A 21,488-nucleotide genomic window follows, 5' to 3' on the forward strand; every position below is an offset into this window, starting at 1 on the left:
ATCATGAGCAAGACCTCTAAGGCATACCGCGCGGCAGCGGAGAAGATCGACGCTGGCCGCCTGTACACCCCGCTGGCAGCCGCAAAGGCTGTCAAGGAGACCTCCTCCAAGAACTTCGACGCCACCGTTGACGTTGCGATCCGCCTGGGCGTTGACCCGCGCAAGGCTGATCAGCTGGTTCGTGGCACCGTATCCCTGCCGAACGGCACGGGTAAGGAAGTTCGCGTTGTCGTCTTCGCTGAAGGCCCGAACGCTACCGCTGCTGAGGAAGCTGGCGCGGACGTCGTTGGCACTGCTGAACTGATCGAGAAGATCCAGGGCGGCTGGACCGACTTCGACGCTGCGATCGCTACCCCGGATCAGATGGCCAAGGTTGGTCGCGTGGCTCGCGTGCTGGGTCCCCGTGGCCTGATGCCGAACCCGAAGACCGGTACCGTCACCACTGACGTTGCCAAGGCTGTTTCCGAGATCAAGGGCGGTAAGATCTCCTTCCGCGTGGATAAGGCTGCTAACCTGCACGCCATCCTGGGCAAGGCCTCCTTCTCCGAGAAGCAGCTGGCTGAGAACTACGGCGCTCTGATTGACGAGCTGCTGCGTCTGAAGCCTTCTTCCGCTAAGGGTCGCTACTTCAAGAAGATCACCATGGCCTCCACCAACGGCCCGGGTGTTCCGGTGGATAACACCATCGTGAAGAACTTCACCGAAGAGGACTAGTCTTCTCTTCCTAGATTTTTCTAGGGGTTTATAGCGCCCTCGTTGCCTTCGGGTAGCGAGGGTGCGTTTTGTTTCTTTTGAGCCTTGACAGTGCTGCAGGGGGAGGGGTGGACAGCCGATCCGACCCCGTGTTTGAAAATGATTACCGCTTCACTATAGTCCTTAATGAAAACTAGACTCATTGTTTATTAGAAGGGCTATAGCTGGTGCACAACTCACCCCTCACGGCCTTTGGCCAGCACGGCGGCGCCGCACGCCGTCCCCTTGCGGTTCTCGCAGCCGCATTTCTTACCGCTTTTACCGCCTTCATCGGCGCTGGCAGCTTTGGGCTGCAGAGTCTGCCTCAGGCAAAGGCTGAATCAGTGACCCTTAACCAGGGGCACATTGATGCTTTCCATGTGACTTCTTCTGGCTCCGGCAACCTCAAGCTGGATCTCACCGAGGATGCCACGGGTTCCCATGTTGTACGAGATCCGAATAACGTCACTCTGGAAATCGGGGCACACGCTTACGAAACTCGCACGAAGGATATTAAAGGGATCGGCGCGCCGACCTACTACCTTCCGCAGACACAGCAGGAGAATTTGATCTGGCCTGGCTGGGATACGCAGGGTGTTGCCCCTCACTACCAGGGCGTAAACATCAACTTCAACCGGGTGTGCGGCCCAGGCCGAGTGTTTATGTGGAGCCAGGGCAACATTGGCGGAGTGGCACCGCTGCTCACGGATGGCATCGAGGTGAAGTCCGGCAATAGCATCAACCAGTCCTACCCGAGCCATGTCCACGCCAACTGGGCCTTCGAGCGCCCTGGCCGTTACTCCATGCAGGTGCAGGCTACCGCGGACGGAGCCAAGTCCGAGGTAAAGACCTACACCTGGGTAGTGGGCAAGTCCGATCAGGATGAAAACGCTGATCAGCCTGCCGAAGGTGCAACCCCATGCGGTAGCGAAGACGCCGCTGGTGGTGGCGGATCGGCTGACGGAGACAGCACCTCCGGCGGTGCCACAGGTGGAGGAACTACAGGCGCAACTGGAGCTAGCAGCGCACAAGGTACGTCCAACAAGTCCACTTCCAACGGCAAGTCCAGCAGCAACTCCACCTCCAACAACAAGTCCGCATCCACCGCCAGCGGTAACAGCACTTCTTCTACTTCGAGTGCAAATGGAAAGTCCGAAGGCTCCGCTACTTGCAAGAAGGGCGAACCAGCCCTACGCCCGCAGATCAAGGACGACCGCACCCAACCGCCAAAGTGGACCAACCCCACTGCGCTCAACTTCGGCCTCGGCTCGGCAGCCAAGACGAACCTGCCCCAGGCCCTTGGCCCTGTTGGCGCCGGCACTGCATGGATGATCGGCGCCACCCAGACCAACGGCGTGCCGTGGGTGGGTGTCAACACCATGCACCCGGATCTACTGGCTAACACGCAGGGAGACGTCACATTCCAGCTGACCTCTTTCAGCGGCCCCGGAAGTATGTACGTCTTTGAACAGGGCAACCTCGGTCAGGTCGTGGGCAAGGAATGGTTCAAGGCTTCCGGCGGCAACCCTTCCGGCTCCCACGTTGTTCCGCGCAACTCCCATGTCCACCCGAACTGGGTGTTCTCCAAGCCTGGCACGTACAAGGTAGGCATCACGCAGACTGCCACCACGAAGCAAGGCAAGAAAGTAAGTGCACCCGCTACGCTGACCTTCACTGTCGGCGGCAGTGGCAACGCCAATAGCGGCCACTTCGACTTCGGCTCAAGCATCACCACCGACGGCGACTGTGCTGCCGGTGCTGATGGTGCAGCCGGTGGATCCGGTTCCGCCGACGGTGGGGCTGGCGGATCCGGCTCGGGCGCAACGAACTCCGATGGCTCCCTGGCGGACACCGGATCTGCCTCGGCAATGCTGGCTCTCGCCATCGCAGGTGCGGGTCTGATCGCCCTCGGCGCAGGTGTGGTGTACATGCTGCGCACGAATACTCTGTCGTCCGAGACCTTGCTACCTTCTCGTTCTATGACGCCCCCTCGTTCCAAAGGCTCCAAGTTTTAGGGATGGAGCGTCACGATTCATCGCGTAGGGGAGCAGCCAAATCCCTTTGCGCAAACGTCAGCGCAGCGCTGCTGGCTACCGGTTTGGCGGGCTGTGCGGTGGCAGGCGGTGAAAGCCTGCCCAGCCGCGAGGATGGCATCACCGATGTCGTGGCTTCTACCCCAATCATCGCCGATATCGCTCGCCACGTGGCGGGAGACTCCGCCCGTGTAACTTCGCTGATTCCGAACACCGCGGACCCGCACTCCTACGAACTAACCCTGCGTGATGTGCGCAATCTCGCCAACGCCGATATTGCCTTTAATAACGGGCTTCTGTTGGAACAACAGTCGGTGCTACGAACCATGGACAACGGTGTATTGCCCGGTGTCGAGGTCGTGTCTCTCGCGGATGTCGCGGCCAACCAGGGCGCCACAGTTATTCCGCTGGTGGAGAACATGGCGCTCGACACGGTGTGGCTGGGCATTCGAGCTCAGGGCATTGGCGCTAAACACGGTGGTTCCGCACACTCCGAAATGCACCTCAGCGTCACAGATGTTAAAGGGCCAGGAGATTCTGCGGCGTATATCACCGGAACATTTGGTCAACCGGAAGTGTTCTTCAACTCCCGCGATGGTTTCGATGCCTCCCGCGGCTACGAGGGCGATACCGCCACGCTGCCTGTCGACGCGCACACCCACATGAGCTGGTCTTTCTCCAAACCTGGCACATACACCCTGCACCTTCGTGCTTCTTTGGTTCCGGATGAAGGCAAACCGCCGCAGCACATCGCGGATCAAACCGTGCAATTCAATGTGGGTACGGATGACGGGGCGTCCAAAAAGATAGACAGTGGGCACTACGACATTTCGGTGAATGCGGACGAAAACAGCATCAACCTCGTAGGCGACGGCGGCACCTTTGACCCCAAGAAAGCTGTGGTCAACGTGCCAAACCAGACGTTGCAGCCGATCCCGGGAGACCCAACTTTCCGCTTTCTCGGAAACGCTGGGGATGAGACGTACCTGCTGCCTCAGGCTGTGCTGGGCAAGCACGTTCACGGTGAGCTCGACCCGCACCTGTGGCACAACGCGAAGAACGCAATGGCATACGTGAAGGTGATTCGCGACAAGCTCATTACTGTGGATCCCGATCACGCCGCGGACTACCAGGAGAACGCGCAGAACTACCTGGATCAGCTGGATGGCCTTGATCGTGAAATCAAAGGCAAGATCCGCACAGTTCCGGAGCACCGCCGCCACCTCGTGACCGCTCACGATGGCTATGCCTACTTTGCGGACGCCTACGGCCTGGATGTCGCAGGTTTCGTTACTCCGAACCCGGAAATCGAGCCGAGTACACGGGACCTTGTGAGTCTGACGCGCACTCTGGAAAACCTGAAGGTTCCGGCGGTGTTTATCGAGCCGACGATGGCGGGGCGCACCCGTGAGCTACAGCAAATCGCCGACCGATTGGGAGTCAGCGTATGCCAAATTCGCAGCGACACACTCGACGATAAAGCCCCGACATATGTGGACCTGATGCGCACCAATGCCGAGTCGATGGCCGACTGCCTGAGCAGCGCATGATCCGCAGTCGCGGTGGAGTCGATGGCCACGCGGGCGAAGCGCCGAAGACGTCCTTCAAGAACTTTTAGAACAACCGACGAACACAAAAGTCAGACGACAAGAGGAAAAGAGTAATGGCAACAATCAAGAATTCAGCAGCTAAGGTTTTCCTGGCGCCGGCGACGGCCATGCTGCTAGCCGGGGGAGTATTAGCAGCAGGCTCTCCAGTGGTTCTGCCGGTAGCGGCGGCGCAAGGGGCGCAAGGAGCAGAAGATCCCGCGCTGAAGCAGACCGTGACGGACAAAGAAGAGCACATCCCCGCCGGCACTGCGCATGTATTCGATCGCGGACATGCGGACCTGGGCATGCGCTTGGACGGTGGAAAGCTGGATGTGCAGCTGCGCGACGATGCGGAAGAAAAGCCCGTGTGGCGTGTGCTGGACGATGTCGTCTTCGACGTATCCGACAAGGCCAAGCAGCAGCTGCCCGCCGATGGCGGCTATGAGTTCACCGGCGCGCAGCCGGGGCAGGAAGTCTGGGTGTTGCCGCAGACCGAGGTGCAGGGCGTGCCGTGGCTGGGATGGAACACGCAATCCCCGGCACTGATCGCACAGGCAAACCGCGGTGTGACCATGGAGTACCTGGGTCACCAGGGGCCGGGACAGATGAGCATGTTCCTGCAGGCCGGTGGTTTCGAAAAGCCCCAGGAGCTGTGGAACTCCGCGCAGCCCACTCCGCAGGATCTCTGGGTGGATCTCAATACGCACACCCACGCGAACTGGGTTTTTACCGAGCCGGGAGTGCATCGCGTTGCGATGGGAGTGCGAGTGAAGATGAAGGATGGCTCTGAGAAGACCACGACGAAGGTGCTTACCTTCGCTGTGGGAGTGGACCCTGCTGAGGCCCAGAACTCTGGTTGGGAAGGCGAGCTGCCGAAGGCCGGTGCTGCTTCTTCGGGTGACGCCAACGCTGCCAATGCCAACAATTCCAACTCCAACAACGGCGCCGACGGAAATTCGAACAACGCCAGCGACGAGGACTCCTCGGAGAAGAGCTCTTCCGCCCTGCCGTGGATCCTCGTTGGTGTGGGCGTGGTGGTCGTCGCGGTATTAGTGCTGGGTTTCCTTTCCCTGCGAAAGGGCGCCAAGGAGCGCAAGCGCATTGAGGACGAACTGTGGGGTCAGCTGAAGTGACCGCACTCCAGATAGCGGACCTGCACGTGCGCCTGGCGGGACGGCAAATCCTCACCGACGTGAACCTGGAGGCACGTCCCGGTGAGCTGATTGGCCTGCTGGGGCCGAACGGCGCGGGCAAGACCACGTTGATGCGCAGCATCCTGGGGCTAATTCCGCGTACCAAAGGTAGCATCAAGGCCGCCAGCGTGGGCTATGTTCCACAGCGCCACGAGTTCGCATGGGACTATCCCATCGACGTGCGCCACACGGTACTCAATGGCCGTGCCGGCCTCATCGGTCCGCTGCGCAGGTCCCGCCGGGCGGACTTCGCAGCGACGGCACATGCCCTGAAGCGTGTAAATCTGCAACATTTGGCGGATCGGCCCATCGGACAGCTCTCCGGCGGCCAGCGTCAGCGCGTGCTGGTAGCCCGCGCCCTGGCCGTGGAACCCACTCTGCTGCTATTGGACGAGCCTTTCACAGGCATGGATTTCCCCAGCATCGAAGCTTTGGTGGAGATCCTGCAGTCCTTGGCCGCCGATGGCATGAGCATCCTCATGGTCACCCACGACCTCGCACAGGCGGTGCATGTATGCGATCGCCTGGTGTTGCTGAACGGACGGATTATCGCTGATGGTTCGCCTAGCGAACTGCAGAATGCGGAGCCGTGGATGGAGACTTTTGACGTTCAACCTGATTCGCCATTGCTGCGGGGAGTGGGGTTGTCACAATGATTTCCTTCTCCCAATTCTTGGCCGACCTGACCAACCCTGCGTTGGCTTTCCTCCCGAAGGCGCTGCTTGTTGCGGTGCTTTCTGCATTGGTCTGCGGCGTCATCGGAACCCATGTGGTGTTGCGCGGTATGGCTTTTATCGGCGATGCGGTGGCACATGCCGTGTTCCCCGGCCTTGCGATCGCTTTTGCTTTGCAGTTTTCTGTCATCGCCGGTGGTGCGATCGCCGGTGCCGTGGTCGCTTTGCTGATTGCCCTGTTCTCGCAGCGCAGGCGTGTCAAAGAGGACACGGTCATCGGTATTTTCTTTGCCGCAGCCTTTGCGCTGGGTTTGGTCGTGATCTCGAAGGTGCAGGGCTACACGGCCAGCCTGAATAGCTTCCTTTTCGGGTCTATTACGGGTGTGTCCAACGAGGACATCATCTTCAGCGCCGTCGTCGGAGTCACCGTGATCGTTGTGGTGGCTGCCTTGCACAAAGAGATCGTTGCCGTCTCCGTCGATCGCGAGACAGCAGCTGCCATGGGAATCCGCGTGCTGCTGATCGATGTGGTGTTGTACCTGGCTGTCACAGCTGCAGTGGTGATGTCGGTACGCACCGTTGGCAACATCCTGGTGCTCGCATTGCTGATTACCCCGGCTGCTGCTGCACGTCTATGGACCGACCGACTGGTCGTGATGATGGGCTTGAGTGCGCTCATCGGCACGGTCGGTTCCTTCGTCGGCGTGTATGTCTCATGGGCCATTGATGTGCCTACGGGTGCGACGATCGTCCTGGTGCTCACCCTCGTTTTCCTCCTCTCTTTCTTCCTAGCGACGCCCATTCGCGCCGCCAAACAATCCAACAACCCCTCACAGGTGGTAGCTACTGATGCAGAATAAGCGTGATCTTCTCAAGCAGCTGCGGTCGAAGCAGCTGAATGGCCTTGAACGGGCACACCTTGCCGAGCTCAAGCGCAGCCAGCATAAGTCCGCGCGGATGATGTGGGCGGCCAAGTCCATGTTGGCGGTATTGGGAGTGCTGGTGTTGACGGTGGTGTTCGGTGCGTGGAATGCGGCGTCACCACTACGCAGTGACCACCAGACCGCCGATATCCTGCAGCGAGCGCAGGCGACGCCGACGGGACACAAGCCCGGCGAGGTCAGCAGCGGGCCGACCGTGGGGAAGGATGTAAAGAACACTGCAACTGGTAAACCGCATGTGTGCGCAGGCAAAAAATTGCTGTACAAGGCGCATGTTGATGCGATCTACGGCACGTACAACAAAGGTAAGCCGGATGTGATGGTCGTGGACGGGCAGCAACCCGTTCCGGCCGACGACGTCTGCCTGCGCCTGGCGCCCGACGCAGTTGACGGTAGGGAAGTCTCCCGCATTAAGGTGCCGAACAAGAAGGCGCTGTCCTTCCTGGGTAAGCCCGGTACGGTGTTGTGGAATGCCCCGCAGGCCGTGGACTTTTCCTCCCAATGGCGCCCTATCTGGGCCGGCCTGGGTGCCTTTGATCCGGCACATGAGGTAGAGGTGCCAAAGGACTTCGCAGAGGGGGCGTTGCACTTCCACATGAAGAAGTTCTCCGGTCCCGGCAACATGGAGGTCTTCTTCCACAATTCCGGCACGCCTACCCCAGAGCGCGTGCTTTCCACCAAGGATGGCCTCAAAGACTATGACTATGAGGTCGGTGGACATGGACACTTCAACTGGACTTTCTCTAAAGCGGGGCTGTACCAGCTGACGATGGCTTGGGATGTGAAGAAGTCCGACGGCACCACCGTCAAGTCCGCTGAGCGCACCATCAATTGGCTGGTGGGTAGCGACAAGCAGGTGGGATTGCCGGAGGGAACAACGACGGGATTGGAGAAGATCACAAAGCCTGTCGCGCCCTTTGACAAGGAGAAGCCGGATGAGGGGGATAAGCCGGGGCAGCCTTCGGATACTGAATCTACTGATCCGGCTGATCCCACGGCCCCGACTGATCCCGCAGACCCGACTGCTCCGACCGATTCGACCGAGGGGACTGATCCCACAACCGGGGATTCCGGAGATGCCGGAACCGGTGAAGAAGGTGCCGAGGAGCCGACCGATCCCGAGGATGGAACGGAGGAAACGGAAACCTCCTGCGAGACTCCGAAGGAGGTCTCCGATGAGGAAGTCCGTGGGGAGATTGACGAGGCCTTTGGATCCAATGAAGGTACTGAGAGAGCGGTGATCCCCAGCGGCCACATGGATCTGGGCGTGGGTACCAATGATGCTTCGGATACAGACCCGCACACCTTCCTCAAAGACGGTGCGGATCCGGCAAATGTTCAGGAACGCGAGTCCGGCAGCTTCATCTTCCTGGTTAATAGTCCAAAGGCTAAGGTGCGCGTGCCGGATGAGTACCGCGAGGAGCTGGGCAAGAGCGCCATTTCCTTGCCACAGGCGCAGCAAGAAAACCGCGATGTTCCGTGGCTGGGCTTTTCCACCGAGCACCTGAACTCCGCAAAGGAAGGAGTGGACCTCTCCATTAAGGATTTCGAGGGGCCGGGTCGAATGGTGACATTGGAATCCACTGGCTTGGATACCCGACTCCGCCTCGATTCCGAGCACCGTGAAAACAAGCTCCACTATTCGGTGGGCGCTCACAATCACCAGCAGTTCCTCTTCACCAAGCCGGGTGCGTATCGAGTCGTCTTCCGCTACGAAGGCACCACCGTGGATGGCAAGAAGTTCGATAGGGAGCTAGAGACCTTCTTCGTCATCAAGGACAGTTGCGGTGAAGAAGGTAACGCAAAGAACGGTAAGTCTGGGCTCGAGGAGCTACAGGAGCTCCAGAAGCATCTCGATAGCGAGAACGTGAAGATCGGCAAGTACATGGACACGATTGTCGGTGGTATCGAGGCACTGCGTGGAAACAACAAGTCTCCACAGTCGGATGCTAAGAACAACTCCGGCAACACCGCCGCGGGTGGTGTAGGCAATGGTGCAAGCGGCGATGGCGGAGCGAGCGGTACAGCGACCGGCGCATCCAGCGGCACAGCGAGCGGCGCAGCGACCGGTACGTCCAATGGACACTCCAACGCTGCAGGCGCTGCATCCAATGGCGGTGCAAGTAACGGTTCCGGTTCCAACGGAACCAGCGGCAGTGGTACTGGTGGTGGACACTCCGTGAGTGGCGGTTCTACCGGGGGTAGCAATGGAGCGGCGGATGTGTCTAGCGGTTCTGCTGGTGGTGACATCGCCTCCGCCTCGGACAGTGGTGCTGGGGATGCTGGAATCGCCGAAGAAGCCGGCAGCGTCGAGGGCGAGGCAGCAGGTGAAGAAGCCGGTGGCGGTGGTGGCATTCACCGCATCAACGCCGCCCAGGGACAGCACAATGGCAACGCCGCACCTGCGCACTCCGATGGTGCACAGAACGTGGAGACCAAAAAGACTGCCGCCGAATCCTTCCTGGATTCCCTCACAAGCGGTGGCTGGACCACTGGTTTCCTGTTGGGGCTAGGCCTGATGGGGCTTCTCGGTGGCGCATTGCTCTTCTTTGTGGCGGCACGCAATATGCAGCGCGCTCACACCATGCAACTTCTGCAGGCCTACCGGGAAATCAGCCGGGACCGCGCTGAGCAGGCCTATGCAGAAGGCACCTATGAGGAGGACGGCTGGGCTGAAGGCCAGGAGCGCTAACCGCGCCTCCGCGGCAGCCGGAACTCTCCCATCAAAGGCAGCACCATCCCGCGCTTCAGCGGGTTGGCTGCACGGTAAGTCGCTGGGCCGTCGTCGCCCGGTGCCAGAGCTTCCAAAATCAAATCAACCACGCGCAGCGAATACAGCATTGCCAGGTGCCCCGATAGATCCAGCGGGTTACCATCCTGCACACTCAGGTTGCGCACCCGGGCGCCTTCACCCGCAACCATCACCTGCTTCAAACGGGGCGTCGCAATACCGTCGTACTTGGCCGTAATCATCGTGTAGTCGACGCCCGGCGTGGTGTCGCCTTCGCGGTTCAGGTAATCACCGAACTCACTGCCGACGCGCTGGTCGATAGCGGCACCACCAAGGAACTTCTCCAAGAACCCAGCAAGCTTATTGTTCGGGTCGATCCGGTCGCCCAGTGTCGATACGCCAGACAACGTGGTGCCATGGTGTGCCGGCCCTACGCCGATCAGTCGAGCCACTTTATTGCGAGCCACGTCCACCCGATCCGCACCGCCGGAATCGGAGAGGTAAAGGCGCGCCTGAGCGACTCCCTGCGAGTGTCCCACAAGGTTCACCTTCTGCGCCCCTGTGCGCTCGATAACCTCGTCGATAAAGGCTGCGACCTCCAGTTGGGAGGTGCGCAGGAAATTGTTCGCATATACGCCCGCGGCTTTTCCTGTGATCGCGGATCGATCCTTGCCGTAGTTCACGGCAAAAACGGGGTGGCCCGCCGCGATGAGGTGTTTGGCGATGTAATCCCACGTGTTATAAGCATTCAGCCACGTGCCGTGGATCAGCACCGTTGGTGTTCTGCCGTCTAAAGGTTCTTCCCATTTATTGACGCCCTCCGGTAGGGGATTGTCGCGTCGCAGGCTGGATAGGAACTTGGGGATAAATGCGTCCATAAAACCCAAGGATAACTAAATGAGTATCCTCAAGTTTTGTAAACGAAAGAATTGATAGAGGTAAAAGCCGCGATTTGGAGAAGTTGTGAACAGGGGTGTAACCTCCTTCGAGGAAGTTTGACTAGATCAACAACGAGATCAGTAACGTCAAGTTTTCACCGAAGACCGTCGGTCATCACCGTCTACATATTCCTTGAAAGGGAGAATGTGGACAGGAGATTGAAGGATCATCGTCATAGATGACGGCCCACGCAGGTAACACGATTAGACGTTCGGATCGGATTCCAGCCTTTAAAAGCCGGGGATCCTACGAATGCGCCTTGTGCTTCTTGCGTATCACGCCGGAAAACAAGGCGCTTTGTCGTTTATGTACAGTGTTGCCCTTCAACAATGATCGTCGGTGGACGTATTGCGTAAAACGTACACCGTATACATCAGGAAGGAGGCGAGAGTATGGCTAATCCGAAGAACACCGCTTCGCTGGAAGAGCTCAAGGCACGCTTCGAGCAGGCTCAGTCCACTCTGTTGACCGAGTACCGCGGCCTGTCTGTGGCTGAGACCACCGAGCTGCGTCGCGCTCTGGGTTCGGAAGTTACCTACTCCGTCGCCAAGAACACCATGATCAAGCTGGCTGCACGCGAAGCTGGCATTGAGCTTGATGAGTCCCTGCTGACTGGTCCGACTGCTATCGCATTCATCAACGGCGAGGCCGTAGATGCTGCGAAGGCTATGAAGGACTTCGGCAAGGATCACAAGAACTTCGTGATCAAGGGTGGCTACATGGACGGTGCCACGATTGATGCAGCTCAGGTTGAGGCAATCGCCGAGCTGGACAATCGCGAAACCACGCTGGCCAAGCTGGCCGGTGCCATGCAGGGTTCCTTGGCAAAGGCCGCAGGCCTGTTCAACGCACCAGCATCCCAGGTTGCACGCCTGGCCGCTGCACTGCAGGAGAAGAAGGAACAGTAAGTTCCTTCCCCACACACATAAGACATAAACCACTTTGCCGGTTGGGTCACCAACACTTTCTGACTCTCCGGCGCAACTACGAAAGGATGCCATCATGGCTAAGCTCACCAAGGACGAGCTCATCGAGGCTTTCAAGGAAATGACCCTCATCGAACTGTCTGAGTTCGTTAAGGAATTCGAAGAGGTCTTCGACGTTACCGCTGCTGCTCCGGTTGCTGCCGTTGCTGCCGCCGGTGCTGCTGAGGGCGGCGCTGCTGCTGAGGAGAAGGACGAGTTCGACGTCGTTCTGGAGGACGCAGGCGCTAAGAAGATCGGCGTTATTAAGGTTGTCCGCGAGATCGTCTCCGGCCTGGGCCTGAAGGAGGCTAAGGAGCTGGTTGAGGGTGCTCCGAAGGCCATCCTGGAGGCTGCTTCCAAGGACGACGCTGAGGCTGCTAAGACCAAGCTGGAAGAGGCTGGCGCTAAGGTCTCCCTCAAGTAAGCTCGTCTTACTTTCCGCACGTCGGCCACGTGCCGACGGTGCGATTGAACTAAACCGCTGGGAATCACTTTTTGTGGTTTCCGGCGGTTTTTTGTTGCCTTGCTACGCTAGGAGGACAATATTGAAAGCGTGCTTGCTGTTGTGGGTATGCGAAAGAACTAAAACGCAGATGGTGGCAGAGAAGTGACGAAAGATTCCAGCTCCACGAAGGGGACCGGCAAAGGCCTCTACATACTGGGTGCGCTCGGTGCACTGATTGGCGTTGCGCTGATTACTGTGGGCGTCATGCTTCCGAAGGTGGTGTCGAACGAGAAAGCGGTACCGCTAGACCTGGCTGCGACGACGATTACCCTGAACGATCCGGCGGCGGTGATTGGGCCGAATTACCAGGGCTTGGATGGCAAGAAGGACGTTACGGCGCCGGTCAATAGGCAGTTCAAGATCACTTTGGAGGAGCCTGCGACCGATGAGGAGGCGAGCGCTCGAGTAGGCGTCACAACGGCTCGCACCGACGTCAAGGACGACCTGAAATCTCTGCTTGATGCACAGGTGTGGAGCTTCACTGTGGATCGTAGATCCGGTGAGGCTAAGGGCGGAGCGAAGGTATCCGACACTCCTGCTACTCCCGCGACTGAGGGAGAGATTGCCGGCTATTGGGCCAAGTTCCCACAGGGGACGGAGCAGCGTTCTTATGACTATTTCGATATGACGCTACGTCGCGCGTTGCCCGCCGAGTTCACTGGTACTCGCACGGTTACCACTGCCGATGGTCACGATCACGAGCTTTACGTGTTCCGTCAGGAAATCCCTGCCACGTCCGTAGCTAAGGAATATGCGGGTATCCGCAACACCATCACTGTTGAGGGAGGGGATGGGAAGCCTCAGCGTGCGCAGCTATTCCACGAGGGGTGGCGAGAGCTAACTGTGGAGCCGAAATCGGGTCTGCTGGTCGGCGTCGAGGAGGACATCAAGGACACGTACCGAGACAGCTCGGGCAAGGAAGTGCAAAACCTGCTTAAGTTCCACGGTAAGACGCCACAGAGGGTCACGTCGTCGATGCTGGATCAGGCCATGGAAGTAAGTGGTCAGCGGCACACCGACAAATGGGGTCTTGCATTGATCGTTGCGGGTGTTATTGTGGCAGCAGCATCCGTCGTGTTGGTCCTGTGGATCCGAGCTAAGAGGCGGGCTCGGCAGTGGTCTGAGCGAAAGGCTCAAAAGTCGGCCCAAAAGTCGGCTCAGAAGTCGGCCGAGAAGGCGGCTGAAAAACGGACTGAAGAACAGGCTGAGGAAAGAGCAGCGGGGGCTGCAGACGGAGCCTAGACAATCGCGCAGCGATGCTATAGGATAGTTCGTTGCGCTGGATTTGAATTGTTGAGCTATTCGCTTCGACGAAACGACTATCGGGTTGCGTAGACGCGATGCGAGAGCATTGCTCGAAAAGCAGACTTTGCCAAACGTGCCAAAAAGGCCATTTGACAAGGTCGTTTAGTCGTTTCTGCGTGGCGATAGTTTGGCAGGGAAAATCCATCTAAATCGACCATCACGAGACCGTACACACACAATCACGACCGTGCACTACAGCTCCACCACGTAGTGCCGACCGATGTTGTGCTGGAAGGACCCATCTTGGCAGTCTCCCGCCAGACCAGCTCAGTGGCCGGAATTCCCGGAGCTCCGCAGCGACACAGCTTTGCGAAGATCGATGCTCCGATTGAGGTTCCAGGCCTTCTAGACCTCCAACGAGAGTCCTTCGCTTGGCTCGTTGGCACGCCTGAATGGCGCGCCCGTGCCCAAGCTGAGGCAGGGGAGGACGTCCGCATCATGAGCGGACTTGAGGAGATTCTCGAGGAGCTTTCTCCGATCGAGGACTACTCCGAGAACATGTCCCTTACCCTGTCCGAGCCCCGTTTCGATGACGTGAAGTCCACCATCGACGAGGCGAAGGATAAGGACATCAACTACGCGGCACCCCTGTATGTGACCGCGGAATTCACCAACTCCATGTCCGGTGAGATCAAGTCCCAGACCGTTTTCATCGGTGATTTCCCGATGATGACGGACAAGGGCACGTTCATCATCAACGGCACCGAGCGTGTTGTCGTGTCCCAGCTCGTCCGTTCCCCGGGCGTGTACTTTGACGCTTCTATCGACGCCTCTACCGAACGTCCGCTGCACTCTGTGAAGGTGATCCCTTCCCGTGGCGCATGGCTGGAATTCGACGTTGATAAGCGCGACACCGTTGGCGTGCGCATCGACCGCAAGCGCCGTCAGCCGGTAACCGTTCTGCTGAAGGCTCTGGGCCTGACCACGCAGGAAATCACCGACCGCTTTGGCTTCTCCGAAATCATGATGTCCACCCTGGAAAAGGACGGCGTGGACAACACCGACGAGGCACTGCTGGAGATCTACCGCAAGCAGCGTCCGGGCGAGTCTCCGACGCGCGACTCTGCACAGGCTCTGCTGGAAAACTCCTTCTTCAAGCCGAAGCGCTATGACCTGGCCAAGGTTGGTCGTTACAAGGTGAATCGCAAGCTTGGCCTGGGTGGCGATACCGATGGCGTGATGATCCTCACTGAAGAGGACATTCTGACCACGATCGAGTACCTGGTGCGCCTGCACGCAGGCGAGAAGTCCATGACTTCCCCGGACGGTACCGAGGTTCCGATCGATACCGACGACATCGACCACTTCGGCAACCGTCGTCTGCGTACCGTAGGCGAGTTGATCCAGAACCAGGTTCGCGTTGGCCTGTCCCGCATGGAGCGTGTAGTGCGTGAGCGCATGACCACCCAGGATGCGGAGTCCATCACGCCGACCTCCCTGATCAACGTTCGTCCGGTTTCCGCAGCGATCCGCGAGTTCTTCGGCACCTCCCAGCTGTCGCAGTTCCTGGATCAGAACAACTCTCTGTCTGGCCTGACCCACAAGCGTCGTCTTTCTGCGCTGGGTCCGGGCGGTCTGTCCCGTGAACGCGCTGGCCTGGAGGTTCGCGACGTTCACCCGTCTCACTACGGACGCATGTGCCCGATTGAGACCCCTGAGGGCCCGAACATTGGTCTGATCGGCTCCCTGTCTTCCTTCGCCCGCGTGAACCCCTTCGGCTTCATCGAGACCCCGTACCGAAAGGTTGTGGATGGGCAGATCACCGATGAGGTTTACTACTTCACCGCGGATGAAGAAGATCGCCACGTGATTGCTCAGGCGAACACTCCGTTCGACGAGAATCACCGTTTCACCGAGGAGCGCATTGAGGTTCGCCTGCGCGGCGGCGACGTGGAGGTCGTCCCGTACACCGAGGTGGACTACATGGATGTGTCGCCGCGACAGATGGTTTCCGTGGCAACTGCGATGATTCCGTTCCTCGAGCACGACGATGCTAACCGTGCGCTGATGGGTGCCAACATGCAGCGTCAGGCTGTGCCGCTGCTGCGCTCCGAGTCCCCGTACGTGGGTACCGGTATGGAGCTGCGCGCTGCGTACGACGCCGGCGACATGATCATCGCTCCGAAGGCCGGTGTGGTGGAGTACGTTTCCGCCGATTACATCACCGTCATGGACGATGAAGGTGTGCGCGATACCTTCATGCTGCGCAAGTTTGAGCGCACCAACCAGGGCACCTGCTACAACCAGAAGCCACTGGTGGACGAAGGCGACCGCGTTGAGGCCGGCCAGGTTCTGGCTGATGGTCCGGGTACCGACAACGGTGAGATGGCACTGGGTAAGAACCTGCTGGTTGCCTTCATGCCGTGGGAAGGCCACAACTACGAGGACGCCATCATCCTGAACCAGCGCATGGTTGAGGAGGACGTCCTGACCTCGATCCACATCGAAGAGTACGAGATTGACGCCCGCGATACCAAGCTGGGTCCGGAGGAGATCACCCGCGACATTCCTAACGTGGGCGAAGACGTCCTGGCAGACCTCGACGATCGCGGTATCGTCCGCATCGGCGCCGATGTCCGCGACGGCGACATCCTGGTCGGTAAGGTCACCCCGAAGGGTGAAACCGAGCTGACCCCGGAGGAGCGCCTGCTGCGCGCCATCTTCGGCGAGAAGGCCCGCGAGGTTCGTGATACTTCCATGAAGGTTCCGCACGGCGAGACCGGTAAGGTCATCGGCGTCCGTGTCTTCTCCCGCGAAGATGATGACGACCTGGCAGCCGGTGTCAACGAGATGGTTCGCGTCTACGTTGCTCAGAAGCGCAAGATCCAGGACGGTGATAAGCTCGCCGGTCGCCACGGCAACAAGGGTGTCGTGGGCAAGATCCTGCCACAGGAGGATATGCCGTTCCTGCCGGACGGTACCCCGATCGACATCATCCTGAACACTCACGGCGTGCCGCGTCGTATGAACATTGGTCAGGTTCTGGAAGTGCACTTGGGCTGGCTGGCTAAGGCCGGCTGGAAGGTCGATACCGAGTCCCAGGATCCGAAGATCCAGAAGATGCTGGAAACCCTGCCAGAGGAGCTGTACGACGTTCCGGCGGACTCTCTGACGGCCACCCCGGTGTTCGACGGTGCTTCCAACGCCGAGCTTTCCGGTCTGTTGCGCTCTTCGCTGCCGAACCGCGACGGTGAGCGTCAGGTCGACGACTTCGGTAAGTCCAACCTGATCGACGGCCGCTCCGGCGAGCCCTTCCCGTACCCGGTTTCCGTGGGCTACATGTACATGCTGAAGCTCCACCACCTGGTCGATGAGAAGATTCACGCTCGTTCCACTGGTCCTTACTCCATGATTACCCAGCAGCCACTGGGCGGTAAGGCACAGTTCGGTGGCCAGCGCTTCGGTGAGATGGAGGTGTGGGCAATGCAGGCTTATGGCGCTGCCTACACCCTGCAGGAGCTCCTGACCATCAAGTCCGACGACGTGGTTGGTCGTGTGAAGGTGTACGAGGCGATCGTGAAGGGCGAGAACATCCCGGATCCTGGTATCCCGGAGTCCTTCAAGGTTCTTCTGAAGGAGCTGCAGTCGCTGTGTCTGAACGTTGAGGTTCTGGCCGCTGACGGCACCCCGATGGAGCTGTCCTCTGACGATGACGATGAGCTGGAGAACGCTAACGCAGCTCTGGGCATCAACCTGTCCCGTGACGAGCGTCCGGATGCTGACATGGATGTCAGCTAGGGCGTTGACGACCCTAAACATCTGACTTTCGTACATTCGCCGTATTTTCGGCGTTTAGCCCGACAAACAACACAGCTAAGCGCCGCAACTACCCAAAGCCCTCCGCTAAGAGGAGGGGAAAGGAAGTCCACGTGCTGGACGTCAACTTTTTCGATGAGCTTCGCATCGGGCTAGCGACCGCTGACGACATCCGTCGTTGGTCCCGTGGCGAGGTCAAGAAGCCTGAAACCATCAACTACCGCACCCTGAAGCCGGAGAAGGATGGCCTCTTCTGCGAGCGCATTTTCGGCCCGACCCGCGACTGGGAGTGTGGCTGTGGCAAGTACAAGCGCGTTCGTTACAAGGGCATCATCTGTGAGCGCTGTGGCGTTGAGGTGACCAAGTCCAAGGTTCGTCGTGAGCGTATGGGCCACATCGAGCTGGCCGCTCCTGTTACCCACATCTGGTACTTCAAGGGCGTGCCTTCTCGCCTGGGCTACCTGCTGGACCTGGCTCCGAAGGATCTGGAAAAGATCATCTACTTTGCTGCCAACATCATCACCTCCGTCGACGAGGAGGGTCGTCACAACGACCAGTCCACGCTCGAGGCAGAGATGCTGCTGGAGAAGAAGGAAGTTGAGCAGGATCGCGACGCAGAGCTGGCCGACCGCGCCAAGACTCTCGAAGACGATCTTGCTGAGCTCGAGGCAGCAGGTGCTAAGAGCGACGCCAAGAAGAAGGTTCAGAGCGCAGCCGATCGCGAGATGCGCCACATTCGTGAGCGCGCCGAGCGTGAGATCGATCGCCTGGACGAGATCTGGAACACCTTCGTCAAGCTGGCTCCGAAGCAGATGATTGTGGATGAGAACATCTACAACGAGCTGGTAGACCGCTACGAGGATTACTTCACCGGCGGCATGGGTGCGGAGGCTATCCAGACCCTGATCCGTAGCTTCGACCTTGAGGCCGAGGCTGAGGCTCTGCGCGAGATCATTCGTGATGGCAAGGGCCAGAAGAAGCTGCGCGCTTTGAAGCGTCTGAAGGTTGTCGCTGCGTTCCTGCGCTCCGGAAACGACCCGGCCGGCATGGTTCTGGACTGCATCCCGGTGATCCCGCCGGAGTTGCGACCGATGGTGCAGCTGGACGGTGGCCGCTTCGCGACCTCCGACCTGAACGACCTGTACCGTCGCGTCATCAACCGCAACAACCGCCTGAAGCGCATGCTGGATCTCGGCGCCCCCGAGATCATCGTGAACAACGAGAAGCGCATGTTGCAGGAGTCCGTCGACGCACTGTTCGACAACGGTCGCCGTGGCCGTCCGGTTACTGGCCCGGGCAACCGTCCGCTGAAGTCCCTGTCTGACCTGCTGAAGGGCAAGCAGGGCCGCTTCCGCCAGAACCTGCTGGGTAAGCGTGTGGACTACTCTGGCCGTTCCGTGATTATCGTCGGTCCTCAGCTGAAGCTGCACCAGTGTGGTCTGCCGAAGCTGATGGCTCTCGAGCTGTTCAAGCCGTTCGTGATGAAGCGTCTGGTGGAGAAGTCCTACGCGCAGAACATCAAGTCCGCAAAGCGCATGGTGGAGCGCCAGCGCCCTGAGGTGTGGGACGTCCTGGAAGAGGCCATCGCTGAGCACCCGGTGATGCTGAACCGTGCGCCTACGCTGCACCGTCTGGGTATTCAGGCCTTCGAGCCGATCCTGGTCGAGGGTAAGGCTATCCAGCTGCACCCGCTGGCCTGTGAGGCCTTCAACGCAGACTTCGACGGTGACCAGATGGCTGTTCACCTGCCGCTGAGTGCCGAAGCACAGGCCGAGGCTCGCATCCTGATGCTGGCTTCCAATAACATTCTGTCCCCGGCGTCCGGTAAGCCGCTGGCTATGCCGCGTCTGGACATGGTGACCGGCCTGTACTACCTGACCCTGCTGAAGAAGCCAGAAGAGTTCGGTGGCCAGGGCGCTTACGCGGCGGCTACCGAGGAAGGCCCTGCACAGGGCGTTTACTCCTCCCTGGCCGAGGCAATCATGGCTTATGACCGTGGTGTTCTGGGCCTGCAGGCTCCGATCCGCGTGCGTATCAACCACCTGCGTCCGACCGCTGAGGTCGAGGCGGAGCTGTTCCCCGATGGTTGGCAGCGCGGCCAGACCTGGCTGGCGGAGACCACCCTGGGACGCGTGCTGTTCAACGAGCTGCTGCCGTGGAACTACCCATACGTAGAGGGCGTCATGGCGAAGAAGCCGCAGGCTGCCGTCATTAACGACCTTGCGGCGAAGTACCCGATGATCACCGTTGCACAGACGGTGGACAAGCTGAAGGACGCTGGTTTCTACTGGGCTACCCGCTCCGGTGTGACCATCACCATGCACGACGTGCTGGTGCTGCCGAACAAGCAGGAAGTTCTGGACAGCTACGAGGCCAAGGCTCGCGTCATCGAGAAGAAGATGGCACGCGGCAAGATCAATGAGGCCGAGCGCTACCAGTCTCTGGTGGACCTGTGGAAGGAAGCTACCGACTTCGTTGGTCAGTCCGTTGAGGATCTGTACCCGGACGACAACCCGATTCCGATGATCGTGAAGTCGGGTGCTGCCGGTAACATGCGTCAGATCTGGACCCTGGCCGGCATGAAGGGCATGGTCACCAACTCCCGTGGTGAGTACATCACCCGTCCGGTGAAGACCTCCTTCCGTGAAGGTCTGTCCGTGCTCGAGTACTTCAACAACTCCCACGGTTCCCGTAAGGGTCTGGCCGATACCGCGCTGCGTACCGCTGACTCGGGTTACCTGACCCGTCGTCTGGTGGACGTGGCACAGGACGTCATCGTGCGCGAAGACGACTGTGGCACCAAGCAGGGCGCTGTCACCCCTGTGGCCGTTCCGGTATTGGACGCTGAGGGCAACCCGACCGGCAACTACACCCCTGCAGACTTCGTCGAGACGTCTGTCCTGGGTCGCTACCTGGCTAGCGACGCCACCGCCTCCGACGGCACCGTTATCGTCGCCGAGGGCGACGTCATTGGCGAGGCAGAGCTGAAGGCTCTCCTCGACGCTGGTGTGGAGGAAGTAAAGGTCCGCTCCGTGATGACCTGTGCTACCAACACCGGTGTCTGCTCCACCTGCTACGGCCGCTCTATGGCGACCGGCAAGAAGGTCGAGATCGGTGAGGCTGTCGGTATTGTTGCAGCTCAGTCCATTGGTGAGCCGGGCACGCAGCTGACGATGCGTACCTTCCACCTCGGTGGTGTCGGTGGCGACATTACCGGTGGTCTGCCGCGTGTTCAGGAGCTGTTCGAGGCTCGCGTGCCGAAGGCGAAGTCTCCGATCGCGTCGGTGGACGGCAAGGTTCGCATCGAGGACGACGACAACTTCTTCACCCTCACCATCGAGCCGGACGACGGCTCCGACGATGTGGTGTACGAGAAGCTGTCGAAGCGTCAGGGTCTGGCAACGCTGAATAACGGTGGTGCAGAGCGCCCGATCCGCGATGGCGACCACGTGAAGATGGGGCAGCAGCTGCTGAAGGGCGCTGCGGATCCGCACGAGGTTCTGCGTGTGCTCGGTCGCCGTGGCGTGCAGCAGCACCTCATCAACGAGGTGCAGAAGGTCTACCGCGATCAGGGTGTGGCTATTCACGATAAGCACATCGAGATCATCGTGCGCCAGATGCTGCGCCGCGTGACGGTCATCGACTCCGGTTCGACCGAGTTCCTGCCGGGCTCCCTGGTGGATCACGCCGATGCAGTGGCAGCGTCCAAGGAAGCCGTGAAGGCTGGCGGCCGTCCGGTAGAGGTTCGTGCGGAGATCATGGGTATCACCAAGGCCTCCCTGGCAACCGAGTCCTGGCTGTCCGCGGCCTCCTTCCAGGAGACCACCCGCGTGCTTACCGACGCTGCTATCAACAAGCGTTCGGACAAGCTCATCGGTCTGAAGGAAAACGTGATCATCGGTAAGCTGATCCCGGCCGGTACGGGTATTTCGCGCTACCGCAACATCAGTGTTGAGCCGACCGAGGAGGCCCGCGCAGCGGCTTACTCCCTGCCGTCCTCCTTCGGCGATGGTTTCTACGCCGACGACACTTACGGTGAGTTTACCGGCGCAGCCGTGCCGCTGGACGATATGGATCTGATGTAACTCAGTCTCCAGCGCGAACCAGCAAGTTCGCTTAAAGCGG

General features: G+C 59.6%; 13 protein-coding genes. 12 read left to right on the top strand and 1 reads right to left on the bottom strand.

Annotated features, from left to right (window positions below; translation table 11 throughout):
* Positions 1-3: 3 nt before the first annotated feature.
* From rplA to ACUY2T_RS05395, 7 genes are all read left to right on the top strand, one after another.
* Positions 4-714, top strand: a complete 711-nt coding sequence (gene rplA, locus ACUY2T_RS05365) for a 50S ribosomal protein L1 (RefSeq protein WP_293791651.1) — start codon at positions 4-6, stop codon at positions 712-714.
* Positions 715-920: 206 nt separating this feature from the next.
* Positions 921-2,747 (top strand): TIGR03773 family transporter-associated surface protein, encoded by a 1,827-nt coding sequence (locus tag ACUY2T_RS05370; protein ID WP_448307834.1) that lies wholly within the window; start codon positions 921-923, stop codon positions 2,745-2,747.
* 2 nt (positions 2,748-2,749) lie between these two features.
* The gene (locus tag ACUY2T_RS05375; RefSeq protein WP_448307835.1) at positions 2,750-4,315 is read left to right on the top strand and encodes an anchored repeat ABC transporter, substrate-binding protein; all 1,566 of its coding nucleotides are present in this window, start codon (positions 2,750-2,752) and stop codon (positions 4,313-4,315) included.
* 113 nt (positions 4,316-4,428) lie between these two features.
* Entirely contained in the window at positions 4,429-5,487 is a 1,059-nt protein-coding gene (locus ACUY2T_RS05380; RefSeq protein ID WP_448307836.1) for a choice-of-anchor M domain-containing protein, read from the top strand.
* The gene (locus ACUY2T_RS05385) at positions 5,484-6,203 is read left to right on the top strand and encodes an anchored repeat-type ABC transporter ATP-binding subunit (RefSeq protein ID WP_448307837.1); all 720 of its coding nucleotides are present in this window, start codon (positions 5,484-5,486) and stop codon (positions 6,201-6,203) included. The genes ACUY2T_RS05380 and ACUY2T_RS05385 overlap by 4 nt, the downstream gene beginning before the upstream one ends.
* On the top strand, positions 6,200-7,081 hold the full coding sequence (locus ACUY2T_RS05390) for an anchored repeat-type ABC transporter permease subunit (RefSeq protein WP_448307838.1): 882 nt from the start codon (positions 6,200-6,202) through the stop codon (positions 7,079-7,081). Before ACUY2T_RS05385 ends, ACUY2T_RS05390 begins: the two co-directional genes overlap by 4 nt.
* Complete coding sequence (locus ACUY2T_RS05395) at positions 7,071-9,854, top strand: choice-of-anchor M domain-containing protein (protein WP_448307840.1); 2,784 nt, start codon at positions 7,071-7,073, stop codon at positions 9,852-9,854. Before ACUY2T_RS05390 ends, ACUY2T_RS05395 begins: the two co-directional genes overlap by 11 nt.
* Here ACUY2T_RS05395 and ACUY2T_RS05400 read toward each other — a convergent pair.
* Positions 9,851-10,771 (bottom strand): esterase/lipase family protein, encoded by a 921-nt coding sequence (locus ACUY2T_RS05400; RefSeq protein ID WP_448307841.1) that lies wholly within the window; start codon positions 10,769-10,771, stop codon positions 9,851-9,853. The genes ACUY2T_RS05395 and ACUY2T_RS05400 overlap by 4 nt on opposite strands.
* Before the next feature lie 453 nt (positions 10,772-11,224).
* Between ACUY2T_RS05400 and rplJ the strand changes: the two genes are divergently transcribed.
* From rplJ to ACUY2T_RS05425, 5 genes are all read left to right on the top strand, one after another.
* Positions 11,225-11,740, top strand: coding sequence for a 50S ribosomal protein L10 (rplJ, locus tag ACUY2T_RS05405; RefSeq protein ID WP_448307842.1), 516 nt, complete (start codon positions 11,225-11,227; stop codon positions 11,738-11,740).
* Between the two features lie 94 nt (positions 11,741-11,834).
* Positions 11,835-12,221 (top strand): 50S ribosomal protein L7/L12, encoded by a 387-nt coding sequence (gene rplL, locus ACUY2T_RS05410; RefSeq protein ID WP_293791639.1) that lies wholly within the window; start codon positions 11,835-11,837, stop codon positions 12,219-12,221.
* 183 nt (positions 12,222-12,404) lie between these two features.
* On the top strand, positions 12,405-13,544 hold the full coding sequence (locus ACUY2T_RS05415) for a porin PorA family protein (RefSeq protein WP_448307844.1): 1,140 nt from the start codon (positions 12,405-12,407) through the stop codon (positions 13,542-13,544).
* A 288-nt stretch (positions 13,545-13,832) separates the two neighbouring features.
* Entirely contained in the window at positions 13,833-17,345 is a 3,513-nt protein-coding gene (gene rpoB, locus ACUY2T_RS05420; protein ID WP_448307857.1) for a DNA-directed RNA polymerase subunit beta, read from the top strand.
* Between the two features lie 131 nt (positions 17,346-17,476).
* Positions 17,477-21,448, top strand: a complete 3,972-nt coding sequence (locus ACUY2T_RS05425; protein ID WP_448307845.1) for a DNA-directed RNA polymerase subunit beta' — start codon at positions 17,477-17,479, stop codon at positions 21,446-21,448.
* Positions 21,449-21,488: the final 40 nt, after the last annotated feature.

It is taken from the genome of Corynebacterium sp. 22-2729, assembly GCF_053479475.1.